This is a genomic window from Flavihumibacter sp. (assembly GCF_036676075.1).
In the GTDB taxonomy this organism is placed as follows: Bacteria; Bacteroidota; Bacteroidia; order Chitinophagales; family Chitinophagaceae; genus Flavihumibacter.
This window is the reverse complement of the sequence record NZ_JAKFDQ010000009.1, coordinates 175,753-190,432: the sequence shown is the minus strand read 5'-3', so window position 1 is coordinate 190,432 and position 14,680 is coordinate 175,753. Positions and strand designations below refer to the sequence as shown.

Here is a 14,680-nt window from a genome sequence, read left to right as displayed (position 1 = left end):
TCCCTAATATAAGGATATGATTTAATATTTCCATACTTATAAAGGGAGGCCGTTAAAAAGGAAAGGCTGCCGTGAGGATTTTGCTGGTTTAATTATTATTATGATCTAAGTGGAATATGTTCAACAGCCAAAAATCTTTGATACGAAAGGGGATAAAACAAAGAACCATTGCCGCTAGCGAGTGTTCATGTTTAAAATAAAAACTATTTATGCGAAAGAATTTTATGGCGATCCTGGCGATGGCCTTTATTTCAACCACAATTATTTCCTGTGGAAATGAAACTACAACGGAAGAAACAGTAGTTACCGAAGCAACTCAGGATACGGTGGCTGCAACTACTGCAACAACAACAGATATCGTTGATATTGCTGTGGGTTCTCCTGATCATACAACACTGGTAGCAGCGCTGAATGCGGCGGGACTGGTGGAAACTTTAAAAGGTGCTGGTCCTTTCACCGTTTTTGCTCCAACCAATGCAGCATTTAATGCTTTGCCTGCTGGAACTGTAGATGGATTACTTGTACCGGAGAAGAAGGCCGACCTCACCAAGATCCTCACTTATCATGTTGTAGCAGGATCTGTTAAGGCTGCTGATCTTACTGATGGACAAAAAGTAAAAACCCTACAGGGTGAAGAACTCACCGTTGCCATTAAAGATGGTAAGGTAAGCATCAATGGCGCCAACGTAACTGCCGCTGATCTTGCAGGAACCAATGGGGTTATCCATGTTATCGATGCTGTTCTGATGCCAAAGAAATAAGCTGAGATATTTCTATATAAATGAAAAAAGCCGTCTCCTGTTTTAAAATGGAAGACGGCTTCTTCTTTGAGTGATTAGTACCATTTTCGGAGACGCACATCAATTGGCTGACTTCCCGCCTTAACCAATCTGGCGAATTCTTCCACATCACTGAATCCACCCTGTCCGCGAAAGTGAAAAGGATAAACTATAGCCGGCTTAAACTCAAGCACAGCACTTGCCGCCTGGTTGATATCCATCGTGTATGGTTGGTTCATACAAACAAAGGCGATATCGATACCCTTTAATGCCCTCATTTCGGGAATGTCTTCCGTGTCGCCGGAGATATAAACTTTTTTACCTCCCATGTCAAGGATATAACCATTACCCCTACCCTTTGGATGTCTTATGCCGGGAGTATCAGGAAGATTGTACATGGGAAGGGCTCTGATATGAATACCCTGTAATGATTTACTACCACCGTTGCCAAGCAATTCCATTTTGGTACCGGCGGGAAGAATTTTAACCAGCTTTTCCTGAACGGCCTGGGGAACAACAAGTGTTGCCTTTGTGAGATCTAAATTCACCAGAGTGCTGCTGTCCATATGATCGCCATGGATGTCTGTGATAACAACAATATCCGGCTTACCCATGGCAGCATAGCGCTCTGCCCCGCCATAGGGATCAACTGCAATGGTGAGGGTATTCCATTTCATCCAGAGTGATCCATGATAAACAGGATTCACTACCAGTAAACCTTTGGCGGTTGTGAAAGTATCACTCTGTGCCTGGGTATTGATAGCAATTAAAATAAAAAGCATTACATACATTAGCTGCCGCATAATTCTGAAGATTTGTGTTATATGTACAATTATCATTCCTGTTTGGTTCAGAGGCTGAACAGGAAAGCCAGGCTTTGCGGTACCTGCTGGTGTATCCTGCTACTTTCATCTTCAATATAATAATAAGCAACGCCTGCTTTTCGGGCAGCCTCCATCACGGCCCTGATATTCACTTGTCCGGTACCAACTGTAACATCATTTTCTGTGGAGGTTCCGCCGGAGAAATCCCCTTTCACGCCAACCCTCAGATCTTTTACATGCAGGAGTTTTATCCGCGGGCCATATTTTTCAAGCAGCGTCGCAGGTTCCACACCCGGAAACTGTGCCCATAACAGGTCCAGCTCAAAACTTAACCATTTAGGGTCAGTAGATGCCGCGAGCAGATCAAACAGGTCGCCGTCACCATGTGGAATAAATTCATAACCATGATTATGGTAACAGAGCGTCACTCCATATTTCTCTTTCAGGATCTTTCCTGCCCTATTGAAATCGGCGGCTGCTTTTTTAACCACTTCGGCATTGAAGCCATTTTTTGGATGAGGTATCCAGGCTACCATCACATAGGATGCGCCTAATGTTTTAGCATTGCTGCCTACTTCATCTGTTTTTGAAACCACATCTTCATAACCTGCCCCCAGGGATGTACAGGTCATTCCCTTCGAATCAAGCAATTGCTTCAATTCGGAAGCCGACTTTCCCCAAAGGGTATAGAGTTCAAGATTGGTCAGTCCCATTTGCTTAATGGTATCCAGGGTGGCTGGAATATCATTTTTGAAACTGTTCCGGAAAGTATAGGCCTGGATACCTATCCTTGATTTAATATGCTCCCCAAGTGATTGTGCCTGTGAAGCGGTAATAATAAAGCAACTCAGGAAGAAGGCAAGTAATCTGATCATGGTGTAATATTTTTCTTCCTAAAGGTCATATTATTAATTGAAAGCTCCCGCCCTATTCATAACCTTATCCTGTAGGAGCTGCTCAGCCTTATAAAAGGGCCATCCCCCATATTATCATCTCTGATATAGTCTTTGTTATTTATGCCGGTTCGCATTTTCCGGAGAACGCCATAACCCGGCTCGAGGGTGAGGCAGAGTTTTTTGACGGGATAGTAATCGAGGTGAATGGAGACCTGGTTATCCTCGATGCGAAGGAACTGACCATTGAGCAGCCGATAGCTGTTGGTGATGGCGCGGAAGGAAGCCCCGCCGTACAATTTCTCCGACCATTTATGTTCATAAGTAAGCCGGCCTGGTAAGAGGCCAAAAATATAGTTCTTTTCATCAAGCCGCCAGTCGGCCCCCAGCAACGGCCAGAAGAAGAAACCGGTGAATTCGGAATTGACATAAAGCCCAAAGCGGAACTTTTGATCTGGTTTTCTGGCATAGCTGGCAAAGCTTGCTCCACCAACCTGAAGGGTCTTATCACCAAAAAGTTTCTCTCCGTTGGTACGTACCATAGGGATGACCGTTAGTGACCATTTTGAACTGCCAAGAGGCAACATCAATCCCACCGGCAATACTATACTTTTTACTGTTGGGAATATGCCTTTTTTGTCGGCAGAGTCAATACGCCATTGTTCATAAAAGGGACTTAGCAGCAGGTAAGTATTTTCTTTGAGTTTGATGGGAAGGTCTGATCCTATCCATAAATGATCGAATGGAGTAGCATCAGCATTGCTGTTGCGAAATCCATGTGTATATCGCACCTGCAGGGGATCCACATAAGGTTGTGCTGCGAGTTCAGAATGCAAAAGCAATAATAGGCAGAGCAGTTTTAATCCCCTGAACCTTCCCCAGGCGGCGAGCACCCGGTTGATGAAGCCCATCCACGATGGACGATCAGATATAGTTGAATGCTTTTTACCATTGGTATCCACTTCATATGGTTGTGGCGCGCCATACATGTCGACCATTATTTTCTTCACTGATTTTTCCACCATTCCCCTGAATGGTATCCTGGCCATCAATCCATAAATGGCAGCATTGCCTTTAGCTGCGGCACGGGGGTTTTCACTGGCATACATAATCGCGGTTTTAAGGTCGAGGAGATATTGATCGATCACTTCAACATTGGTTGGCAGCACGGTAAGATGAATACAGTTGGGAAGTTGCTGGCGGTCTACCATCCAACCTTTATCTTCAAGCTGGTCGGCGATGATAAAAATATCCGGACTGTTATTAACTGTTGTGTAGGAAACAAGGTTCATGCAGGGCTGTCCGATAATTGTGATTCCAGGAATTGCAGAGAGGCCTGTTCTTAACTTCCGGATGCCTTCCATCAGTTTGCCGGCGAGGGATAAATAACCTTCTTCACCCAGGTGTTTCAATGCAGCCCATGCAGCAGCAATCGGGCCTCCGGGCCTTGTTCCCAATAAGGTAGGGGAAATATAAATGCCGCCCGGAAAATCGGTGGTGATCACAAACTGGTGATGCAGGTAATCCATATGCTTATATACAAGCACGGAGGCACCTTTAGCCCCATAACCGAATTTGTGTACATCGGCGGAAACGGAGCAAACGGCGGGCACCCTGAAATCCCATGGGGAGATATTGTAACCAAGCTTTTCTACCCATGGCAACATGAACCCACCGATACAGGCATCAACATGCAGAGGAAGCTGATGTTTCGAAGCTACGGCACCAATTGTTTCTATCGGATCCAATACCCCATTTGGATAAGATGGGGCAGATGCAACAAGGAGGATGGTATTTGCATTGATGAGCTTCTCCATGTCTTCCGCGATGGCAACCTGGTTTTCATCCACTTTTGCTTTACGAATCCTGATACCGAATAGAATGGCAGCCTTATCAAAAGCAGGATGAATAGTTAGCGGCGCCACTACTTCCGGATTAACTATGCGGGGATGAAGTTTTCTTGCACGCTGCCGGTAACAGAACATTGCGAGGAGGATGCTTTCCGTTCCACCAGAACTCATCACACCAACTGCATCTTTATTACCATGAAGCATATGCGCAGTCATATGCACCACTTCCTGTTCCATGCGGTGCAAGCTTTTAAAGGCAAAAGGGTTAAGATAGTTAGCGCTGAACAATTCGCTGCTGGCTGCTTTTAGAAGCTGGTCGTGTTCTTCATTTACATAATACACCAGGCTCCACGCCCTTCCCTCCTTCCAGTGCACATCTTCTTCCTTCATTTTCCTTATCTGATCCAGGATCTGTTCGGCATCTTCCCCTTTGGGCGGAATATATTGTTCGGGATTATCACTCATGGATTATAAGTTGATGGGCTGATCTCCTTCCATTTACCAGGAATAAAAATATCAACCCGATGGTAAACCATATACCCAGTGCCACGATTGAATTGCGCATACTACCGGTGAGATTATCGAGGTAGCCCCACATTACCAGTCCGAACATCATGGCAGTTTTCTCACATACATCATAGAAGCTGAAGTAGGCCGCGTTATTATGGGTTTGGGGAATCATCTTGGCATAAGTAGATCTGCTAAGGGATTGAATGCCTCCCATCACCAGCCCGATAAAGAATGCAGCTATATAAAAGTGTATGGGGGTAATAATAAAATAACTGCCGGCACAGATCATTATCCACATGGTTACAGCAATCATCAGGGCTGGAATATTTCCTATTTTTTTGGAGATCCATGCGAATAGAAAAGCACCGGCGATGCCCAGGTATTCGAGCAGCAAAACAGTGATGATAAGTTGTGTTATCGTTAAATGAATTTCCTTATCGCCAAAGGAAGAGGCCATGAACATTACTGTTTGTACACCCATGATATAAAAGAAAAAGCCGGTTAAAAAAGTTCTTAGGATATACATTGATTTCAACTGGCCCCAGACTTTAGCCAGTTGGCGGTAGCCGTTCATGAAACTATCACCTTCAGCTTTTGCCTTATAAATGCCTTTGGGCAATACATGAAAAGGGATCTGTGCAAAACCAAACCACCAGAGTCCGGTCAGCAGGAATGATAGTCTTGGGAAAAGGGTATCATCTGAAACGCCAAGGGCTTCCTGGTTGAGGATAAACAACAGATTCAGCAGCAGCAAGGTAGTGGCGCCAATATACCCGAATGCAAATCCCCGTGCACTCACTTTATCCTGCCTGTCCTCCGTTGCAATAGCCGGCAGGTAGGCATTATAAAAAACCATGCTGCCGGAGTAACCGATAGTAGCCAGCATCATACCTCCCAGGGCCAGGTGAACCTGTTGGTGATTGTTAAAGAAGAAAAGCAGCATGCATCCGATGGCTCCCATGTAGCAGAAAAATTTCATATAGCTGCGGTGGTTGCCTCCGGAATCTGAAATAGAAGATAACAAAGGAGAGATCAGGGCGACAACACCAAATGCAATGCCCAGGTTGATGGAATAAGCAGCAGTGTTTTCAATGCTGGTACCGAAAAAATCTATCCTGGAATTGCCATTAACTTTTGTTATTGAATTATAATAAGCCGGGAAGATTGCAGAAGTAATGACCAGTGCATAGGCGGAATTGGCCCAATCATACATGGCCCAGGCGTTGATCGTTTTGCGATCATTCCTAGCTATATTTTCAGGTATGGGAACAGATACATTCATGTATGGGTTATATCAATTGGGCAGATCATGCACGCCGATATCAACCACGTTTTTCCAGTTGCCACTGGCATCTTTTTTCCAGATTGTTACAACGGTGCCTTGTATAGTTATGGTTTTGCCGGAAGGGTCGTTCATTGACATTTGGTTTCTTTCAATCAGGTAGCCCATATCACCGCTTTTAGATACACTGGCGCGGATGGGTTCCCAACTGATTTTGAAGCCGGGAATCTTACTGCTCTGTTCCACCATGGCGCGGATGCCTGCCTTACCCTGGATGGCGGGTTGGCCCTGTGATAGGAAAAAAGCGGAATCTGACCAGTAACTCACAATGTGGTCAATATCCTGGGCAGAAGCGGCTCTTGACCACTCCCTGCTGACTTCCATAAGTTTTTCTTCTTCTGCTTTTGTATTGATGCGGCTGGCAGAACAGCCGGTAAGAGAGGCGACAAGCAACAGGATTAATAATTTATTAAGCATTATGAAAGTTTTACAATCATTAATTAATACATGCCTATAACTAAATATACGATAATGCCTCAACGCTTGCAAAGCCGATAATCGGTAGTAGTTCCTACCTTTGTAGCATGAACCTGGAATACAAGAATCTACTCCCCAATAATTTCCATCCCAGTTCAAGGGTTTGGATCTATCAGAGCAACCGCATTTTTGGGCTTATGGAAGCGTTGGAACTGGAAAAGATGCTCAACAGTTTTGTAGATAGCTGGCAGGCCCATGGTGATCCTGTAAAAGGTTATTCCAACCTTTTCTTTGGCCAGTTCATCATACTGATGGCCGACGAAACGGCTACTGGTGTTAGTGGTTGCAGTACTGACAGTTCGGTAAGATTAATTAAGGCCATTGAGCAGAAGTTTGGGGTGAACTTATTCGACCGGCAACTGCTTGCCTTCGTGGTGAAAGATAAGGTACAGCTATTACCGCTGGCCCAGTTCAGCCATGCGGTGGAGAACCAGTTCATTACCCAGGATACACTTTATTTCAACAATCTTGTAGATACAAAAGCGGCATTGGAAAATAACTGGATAGTACCGGTTAAGGATAGTTGGTTGAAGAGCAGGATGAAGACTGTTGTTTAACCAAATGCATAGAGTTAAGATGTGTAACCAGGTTATTGTAATTCCAATTTCCAGATTGTATATGAGCGTGAACCATCAACTATACCTCCGATAACATAAAGATTGTTGTTTATAGAGATTATTGATGCATCATAAATATTCATTGGCAATAATCCGATGAACCATGAATTGGTAGAAATATCATAGATATCAAACTTATCGGTTACCATGGAAGGATGGATGTGAGTATAATGCCACGGTGTAGAGGTAAAAATAATAATACGGGAGCCCTGTTGTGCCACACCTGGTTGATTATTGGGCTGGAATAAACAATGGTATGTGCTGACTGACGATTGCATATCACGAACTTCAAAAATATCTGATGGAATATTTTCCTGATTAAAAGATATTTCTCGCCCACCAGCCCAATAATTAATATTCCCAATAGCAATCCCCCCCATTGCACCTCTTTCTTCTCTAAGGTGGGAGACAGACCAGGAATCTGTTACAGTATTATAAATATTAATTGTGGATGAATACTCTCCTCCAAAATCCCATGCGAACCAGTCGCCTGTAGCACCCGCTAAATAAATATTATCCCTTATAACCGTTGCTGTAATTCCCAGTCCTGCAGAATTACTTCTCCCCGCTAAAGTTGTGGCAGACCAGGTATTAGTAGTGACATTATAAATATCGACATGAATGCTTTCTGATCCTACTCCGGTTCCTTCGCCCAAACCGCCTGCAAACAATACTTTATTACCAGCTGCTGCTCCAACTTTAAATGCTCCTTTCTGACCAAGGGTTGATGTTGACCAGGAATTTGTAACAACATCATAGATATCCACTCTATCAGAAGTGATATGATGCAATTCATTGAACCCCCCAGCGAAGAAAATTTTATTTTCCAGAACTGCTGATGCCATATCATACCTAGCTTCACTCAGCTCGGCAGTTGTCCAGGTATTCGATGAAAGATCCCATATATCTACTCTTGATGATAATGACCCATCCGGATTTATTCCACCAGCTATTACCAATTTATTATTTGCATACGCAACAGTGAAACGACTTCTCAAACTGGATAGTTCCTTTTCAAAACTCATTTTTGTATATACCAGGGGGCGGTCGCTTATATCACAATTGCTTATCCCTACAGTTGCTGAAACAATCACCTGCATGGTATCCAATGAAAACAATCCCTCCGCATCCGTTACCCTTATCTCAAACAGATAAGTGCCCGCAATGAGCTCTTTAACCTCCGTTTTGACTGAACTATTACTCACTATTGTATTGGAACCCGGACCGGAAATATTTATCCAGGTATAAGAACTTATATTATTATCAGGATCTGAGGAAGCGCTGCCATCAAGTTCAATGGAATTAACAGGCAATACTATTGTTTGATCTGCACCTGCATTTGCAACGGGTGGTTGGTTGGTGGAAGAGAGAACAGTTACCTGTACTGTATCTTTATCGAGAAATCCCTCATCGTCGGTCACAACTAATTCAAATTGATAGACACCCTGTTCAAGACCGGTAGTCATAGTTTGCGCGGAAGAAAAATTGGTAATGAAAGATGAAGGAGGACCTGCAACTTTTGACCATTTGTATTCTGTAATACTACCATCAGGATCTGCAGATGCACTGCCATCCAATAACACGCTGTCTTTTGGCAGTGTAATACTCATGTCAATGCCCGCATCAGCAATGGGAGGTTCGCCAAATGTTAAGCATCCTTCGCAGGAATATTCCTTTTTACAGGCATTAAATAACAGAACAACAAGCAGAAAGCCAGTTGCCCATTTCAGGATAGGTTTCATGCAGAAAGCTTTTAGTGATAAGCGCTTTCACAAGTAACTATATACGAAAATGAAAATGTTTAGAAGGGGTAAGAATAGAAGATTCAGTTCTGTTTTAAAGATACATTAAGTTTAAAAAAATGTCAATACCTTGATTATAACTTAAGCAACTTCAAAATTTTCCTTCTGCAGTTGCTGGTGCATTTTCCGGCCTTCGCGAACAATGATGTCAATCGTCTCAACTATATCTTTCTCAGATGTCCTGAAATTCACAATGCATGCCCTTAGACAATATTTCCCTGATACCATTGCATTAGATAAAAACACTTCGCCCCCCTGCTGAAGTGCATTAAGAAGTTTCTCATTCAATTCATTCAGGTATTTGTCGCGCGAATCATCGTCCTCCATAAATGAAGAAGGGCTATATCTGAAAGTAGCAATACTCAGATTTTGCGTGACAGCTTCCAGTTCCGGATGTTTTTCTGCAGCCATAAATAATTGCTTCGACAACTCAATATCCTCGCTGATCATTTCCTGGTATCCATCTTTTCCGACCTGCTGTAATGCGAGCCATACTTTCAACGCGCGGAATCCACGGGAGTTCTGCAGACTATATTCATAGAAGTTTAGCGATGGTTCTTCTGCCAGGCTGTCAAAATTATAATAGACAGGATGAGAACTGAATGTATCGATGAGATGCTGTGGATTTTTCACCAGCGTACAGCCCACTTCAAGAGGAGCGTATAACCATTTGTGTGGATCAAGGGCAATGGAATCAGCTTCTTCCAGTCCGGCAAACATCCATTTGAGCGAAGGTATTACCGCTGCAGGAATACCATAGGCACCATCAATATGAAACCATAGATTATAACTGCGGCATACGCCTGCTATTTTGCCTAGATCATCTACAGCGCCTGTGCTCACATCGCCTGCATTACCCACCACCATAAAAGGTGTTTTACCCGCCATGAGATCTGCCTCGATAGTTTCTTTCAACTGCGAAGTGTTCATCCGGTTATTGATATCAGTATCTATCCAGCGGATCGCGCTGGTTCCATGTCCAAAGAGTACTGCAGCCTTTTCAATCCAGGTATGTGTAGCCCTTGAAGCATATAGCACCATTTCTCCGGGCAGTTGTTTTAGTCCACCTTCCTTGAAATTCCTGGGCGCTATAGCTGTTCTTGCTGCCAGGAATGCTGTGAAATTCGCCATGTTTCCCCCGCTTACCAAAACCCCTCCATAACTGGGAGATATACCAATAAATTCTGCCAGCCATTTTATCGTTTGCTTTTCAATGGCGGTGGCCATAGGGCTCAATACATTGGCACCAACATTTGGATTAACAGATGCTGCTAGTAAATCGGCCAGGGCGCCGATGGGTGCAGGGGATGAAGTGATATAGCCATAGAATTTGGGATGGCCGTTAAGGAGGGAATGGTTCAGTACCATGTCTGTTGCCTTAGCCATTAATCCATCTGCTGAAATTCCCTGGTCAGGCAATTTATCATTACCCAGAATTGCCTGGATTTGTGTTGGTGTTTCACCCGATGTAACGGGTCTTTCTTCGATGGTATCCAGGAAAGAAGCAATCTTGTCGATCAATTGATGCCCGATAGCCTTGAACTCCTCAATATCCATATTGATGGGGGTTGAACGACTTTCCTTCATAACATAAGATTTAGGTATATAAAGGTATCTATCCTATCCCGCTTTTGCTTTGACAATAATGGAGATTTCAGACTCGTTTCTCCAACAACGCCCTTATCTCCCTATCCTCTTCCTGCAGCAGGTCAAAAACAGAGGAACCATCGCCGTTGGTAATTGCCTTATCGGCGCCTGCGCTTAAAAGCAAATCAACAACTACCAAATACTTTTTACTATCCTTATTGCCGCCATTTTTCAATCCATGTACTGCCCAGAAAAGCGGGGTCGCCTTGAAATCAGTACAAAGCCGGTTGATCTCCGACCCTGCCTTAATAAGCCTTTCCACCAACTCTGGCCTTCCGCACCATGCAGCCCAATGCAGTGCCGTTCCACCATGGCATCCCGCATGCTGAATGTTGGCACCACTGTCGATAAAAAGCATCCCAACTTTGTCAGCATGCAGGCTTGCCGCAGCTACCAGCGGTGAATCTTTATTGGGGGTCAAATCCCTGCCATTTACCTCTGCACCATTTGCCAAAAATATCTTTGCCATTTCAACCGCTTCATCATCAGTGTATTGGCCAGAAAAAACGCCATCGCAGATTCTGTGAAGGGGATGAGCTTCCGAGGTATTTATTTCATCATAAGGAATGCCTTCATTGGCAAGAGCCGGGTTCTCCGACAGACTTTTTTCCAGTCCGGCATAATCCCTGGTTAGAATCAGTTCTTTAATGGTTGGCATCCGGGGTTGTTTCCAGTAAATTTAGCAAATTAGCCTCCATATCGCTGACCTTTGACTACACCCTGAACCCCGCTCCCAACGCATATAAACAGGGTAAAATAAGTCTAAACCCGCTCCAGCAGGGCATTTGAGTACTACACCAGACAAGGTTTAGACAATGATTAGACAACTATTAGACTATGGTAAAAGGCTTTTTTTCCGTTTTTGATCAAACTAATAGTTCATTCCCTGCCATCTCTTTGATCATAAAGTTTCAGGTCCTACTGGTGATATTTTAAGCCAAAATAATGCTGATTTAACCATTGCTCTATCATTGCACCACCATTGCTCTATCGTTGCTCTATCAATGCACCATAAACTAATCATTAAAATGATTTAAAATAAGGGCTTTCAATATAGATCAAAACACTATACCTAATTTCTCAAAACTGCAGAATAAAGGCTGTCCCTTCTCCCTCCACACTCTGCACCTGGATATTCCCCTTGTGGAGCATCATGATCTGCTTGCATAAACTAAGCCCGATTCCACTCCCACTTTTCTTGGTGCTGAAAAAGGGAATGAAGATTTTGTCGAGCACCTCCGCCGGCATTCCGGCTCCATTATCGGCCACCCTGATCAGCGTTCGATTGTTGCTATCCTTACTGGCAGAAAGTACAATGCGCGGCTGCTCACGATCTTTCACCGCATCCATGGCATTCACCAACAGGTTGATCATCACCTGGTCAACCAGGTTGGTATCGGCCTCCAGCTCTATTTCCGGCTCTTTAAGTATTACCTCCACCTCAATACCCAATTGCTCCAGCTTTGGCTGCATCAGCAGATTCAGGTTCTGGAAGAGGTCCAGCACTTTCACCCTGGTGAGATTGAGCGTGGTAATCTTATTAAGGCTGCGATAGGTTTCCGCGAAACGCAGCAGCCCTTCACTGCGCCGCTTGATTGTATCAATGCCCAACTCAAGGTCATCGAAACTACCCGACTGCTCTTTCATCTCTTCGGCCACCTTATGCAGGCGATTCTTTAATGTGTCGGCCAATGATGAAATCGGCGCAACACTGTTCATGATCTCATGGGTCATGACGCTCAGCAGTCTCGACCAGGCGCGACTTTCCGTTTCATCAAGGGCTTCGTTTACATTCTGGAATGCTATCAACTTATAGATCTTTCCCTCCGTTTGAAAAGCGGAACAGGATACCAGCACTTTGAAGCTCCCTTTCTCTATATGTGCCGTGGCGATCTTTACTTCACCGGGTTTGATCGTCTCAATAGCAGCAGCCAGTTCGGCATCACGTCGTGCTAAAGTTTGAATTGTTTTGAGATAAGGTATCTGCAACATCTTCTTCAGCGATTCATTCATCCATTCCACCTCACCGGTTATTGTATCATAAGAAAGTATTCCTGTATCAACCAGCTCCAGTATGCGCTGCAGGTACTGGTACTGTGTTTCCTTCTCCTTGCTGATCCCTTTAAAGGCGGTATTGATATCATTGAAGCCCTGGCGCAGCGGCTGCAGTTCCATGGGGGCGTGCTTTACATCGAAATAACGGGAGAAGTCACGGTAATGCACAGACTCCACAAACTGTTTTAGTTCATCCTGTGCCTTGCGCTGCGAACGGTACAAGTCAAAAAGCTGGTATAATAAAATGGGCACTGCCATTATCAGGAAGCGGTAATCGCCTTTCACTAATACCCAGGAGGTAGCGAAGAGCACTGCGAAAAGCAGTAATACCCTGATGGCAAGCCTGGTTTCGAATTTATCAAATATCATATTTGCTTAGTCTGCGGTAAAGGGCCGTACGTGTGAGTCCCAGTTCTTTTGCGGCCCGCGTGATATTTCCATTGTGTTTCTCAATCACCTTGAGGATTGCATTCTTCTCCACCGCACTCAGCTTGGTGTCGGTTGCCTCCTCTTCCTTTTCCATGGCCGACTCTATGGGAGAGAAAAGCAGATCGTCGGCAGTAAGTTCCTCCTCCTCCGCCATGATCACTGCGCGCTCTATCGTGTATTGCAGCTCGCGCACATTACCGGGGAAAGGGTATTGCAATAGTTTATCTCTTGCACTTTTATCAAAACTCAGCAGGGGCTTGAAATATTTGTTGCTATAGATACGGTTAAAATGATCTGCCAGCAAGAGGATATCGCGGCCGCGCCTGCGCAACGGTGGTACAATGATCTCGACGGTATTGATCCGGTAGATAAGATCCTTTCGGAAACGGTTCTCATTGGCCAGCTCGGCAATGGGCAGGTTGGTGGCGCAGATCAATCGAAGGTCAACCGGTATGGGAGTATTGGAGCCCAGTCTTGTCACCTGCCGGTTCTGTAATACACTGAGGAGTTTGGCTTGTTGCTGGAGGGAAATATTTCCAATTTCATCAAGGAAGATAGTGCCACCGCTGGCTGATTCAAACCTACCCACCCTATCCTCACGGGCATCAGTAAACGCGCCTTTCACATGTCCGAATAATTCACTTTCAAAAAGTGAATCGGTAAGTGCTCCCACGTCCACTTTTACAAAAGGTTTAGTGGCCCTGAGACTGTGCTGGTGGATGGCTTTGGCGATAAGATCCTTTCCCGTTCCATTTTCTCCCAGCACAAGAATATTAGCATCGGTGGGTGCGATCTTTTCGATCTTGTAGAAGATGGCCTGCATCTGTTCGCTTTCGCCCAGCAGTTCATTGCCAATGATAGATTTGGTATCAACACTATCAGTAGATTTTATGCCGGCTCTTTTCCGCAACACATCTTTGATGGTTCCCACCAGGCGATCATTATGCCATGGCTTCACCACAAAATCGGCCGCACCGTCCTTAAGTGATTGCACCGCCAGGTCAACATCCCCGTAAGCAGTTATCATGATAACCCCTGCATCACTCTTCAGTTCCTTGATACGGCGCAGCCAGAAAATTCCCTCATTGCCGGTGTTGATGGAGCTGGTGAAATTCATGTCGAGCATGATCACATCAAAACGTTTTGCCGCCAGGAGGCTGGGTAGGTTCTCGGGATTCTTTTCCGTGACAACTTCTTTTACTTCCGTTTTAAGCAGGAGGCGCACCGCTGTGAGTACATCGGTATCATCATCAACTACCAGTATGGTGGCTTCTTTCAGTGTCATAATTGAAAGCACAATGATAGGATTTATTTGCACTGTACGCGTGCAGCAAAAGCGGACAGTGACTGTATCAAAAGCGGACAGTTGTTTTCATGATAAGAATATAAATGCCTCATTTTAAATCAGTTAGAAATTGGCACGCCATTGCATAAGCATTATTGCAGCCAAACAAT

General features: G+C 44.6%; 12 protein-coding genes. 2 read left to right on the top strand and 10 right to left on the bottom strand.

Going from position 1 to position 14,680, the window contains the following annotated elements:
• Window positions 1-209 precede the first annotated feature (209 nt).
• Window positions 210-761, top strand: a complete 552-nt coding sequence (locus tag V6M43_RS09595) for a fasciclin domain-containing protein (RefSeq protein WP_332734689.1) — start codon at window positions 210-212, stop codon at window positions 759-761.
• 74 nt (window positions 762-835) lie between these two features.
• Here the strand turns inward: V6M43_RS09595 and V6M43_RS09590 are convergent, their stop codons facing one another.
• From V6M43_RS09590 to V6M43_RS09570, 5 genes are read right to left on the bottom strand one after another with little or no spacing between them, the layout of a single operon-like run.
• Window positions 836-1,582 (bottom strand): MBL fold metallo-hydrolase, encoded by a 747-nt coding sequence (locus V6M43_RS09590; RefSeq protein ID WP_332734687.1) that lies wholly within the window; start codon window positions 1,580-1,582, stop codon window positions 836-838.
• A gap of 47 nt (window positions 1,583-1,629) precedes the next feature.
• Window positions 1,630-2,478, bottom strand: a complete 849-nt coding sequence (locus V6M43_RS09585; RefSeq protein ID WP_332734685.1) for a sugar phosphate isomerase/epimerase family protein — start codon at window positions 2,476-2,478, stop codon at window positions 1,630-1,632.
• A 56-nt stretch (window positions 2,479-2,534) separates the two neighbouring features.
• On the bottom strand, window positions 2,535-4,811 hold the full coding sequence (locus V6M43_RS09580; protein ID WP_332734684.1) for a pyridoxal phosphate-dependent decarboxylase family protein: 2,277 nt from the start codon (window positions 4,809-4,811) through the stop codon (window positions 2,535-2,537).
• Window positions 4,804-6,138 carry an MFS transporter gene (locus V6M43_RS09575; protein WP_332734681.1) on the bottom strand — a complete coding sequence of 445 codons (1,335 nt, stop codon included), beginning with the start codon at window positions 6,136-6,138 and terminating at the stop codon, window positions 4,804-4,806. The genes V6M43_RS09580 and V6M43_RS09575 overlap by 8 nt, the downstream gene beginning before the upstream one ends.
• A gap of 12 nt (window positions 6,139-6,150) precedes the next feature.
• Complete coding sequence (locus V6M43_RS09570) at window positions 6,151-6,615, bottom strand: YybH family protein (protein ID WP_332734679.1); 465 nt, start codon at window positions 6,613-6,615, stop codon at window positions 6,151-6,153.
• Window positions 6,616-6,722: 107 nt separating this feature from the next.
• Here V6M43_RS09570 and V6M43_RS09565 point away from each other — a divergent pair, with 107 nt between their 5' ends.
• Window positions 6,723-7,232, top strand: a complete 510-nt coding sequence (locus tag V6M43_RS09565; RefSeq protein ID WP_332734677.1) for a hypothetical protein — start codon at window positions 6,723-6,725, stop codon at window positions 7,230-7,232.
• A gap of 32 nt (window positions 7,233-7,264) precedes the next feature.
• Here V6M43_RS09565 and V6M43_RS09560 read toward each other — a convergent pair whose 3' ends face one another.
• From V6M43_RS09560 to V6M43_RS09540, 5 genes are all read right to left on the bottom strand, one after another.
• Window positions 7,265-9,034 (bottom strand): Kelch repeat-containing protein, encoded by a 1,770-nt coding sequence (locus V6M43_RS09560; protein WP_332734675.1) that lies wholly within the window; start codon window positions 9,032-9,034, stop codon window positions 7,265-7,267.
• Between the two features lie 141 nt (window positions 9,035-9,175).
• Complete coding sequence (locus tag V6M43_RS09555) at window positions 9,176-10,681, bottom strand: pyridoxal phosphate-dependent decarboxylase family protein (RefSeq protein WP_332734673.1); 1,506 nt, start codon at window positions 10,679-10,681, stop codon at window positions 9,176-9,178.
• 67 nt (window positions 10,682-10,748) lie between these two features.
• Complete coding sequence (locus V6M43_RS09550; protein ID WP_332734671.1) at window positions 10,749-11,399, bottom strand: ankyrin repeat domain-containing protein; 651 nt, start codon at window positions 11,397-11,399, stop codon at window positions 10,749-10,751.
• 422 nt (window positions 11,400-11,821) lie between these two features.
• Window positions 11,822-13,165, bottom strand: a complete 1,344-nt coding sequence (locus V6M43_RS09545; RefSeq protein ID WP_332734669.1) for a sensor histidine kinase — start codon at window positions 13,163-13,165, stop codon at window positions 11,822-11,824.
• On the bottom strand, window positions 13,155-14,510 hold the full coding sequence (locus tag V6M43_RS09540) for a sigma-54-dependent transcriptional regulator (RefSeq protein WP_332734667.1): 1,356 nt from the start codon (window positions 14,508-14,510) through the stop codon (window positions 13,155-13,157). The genes V6M43_RS09545 and V6M43_RS09540 overlap by 11 nt, the downstream gene beginning before the upstream one ends.
• Window positions 14,511-14,680: the final 170 nt, after the last annotated feature.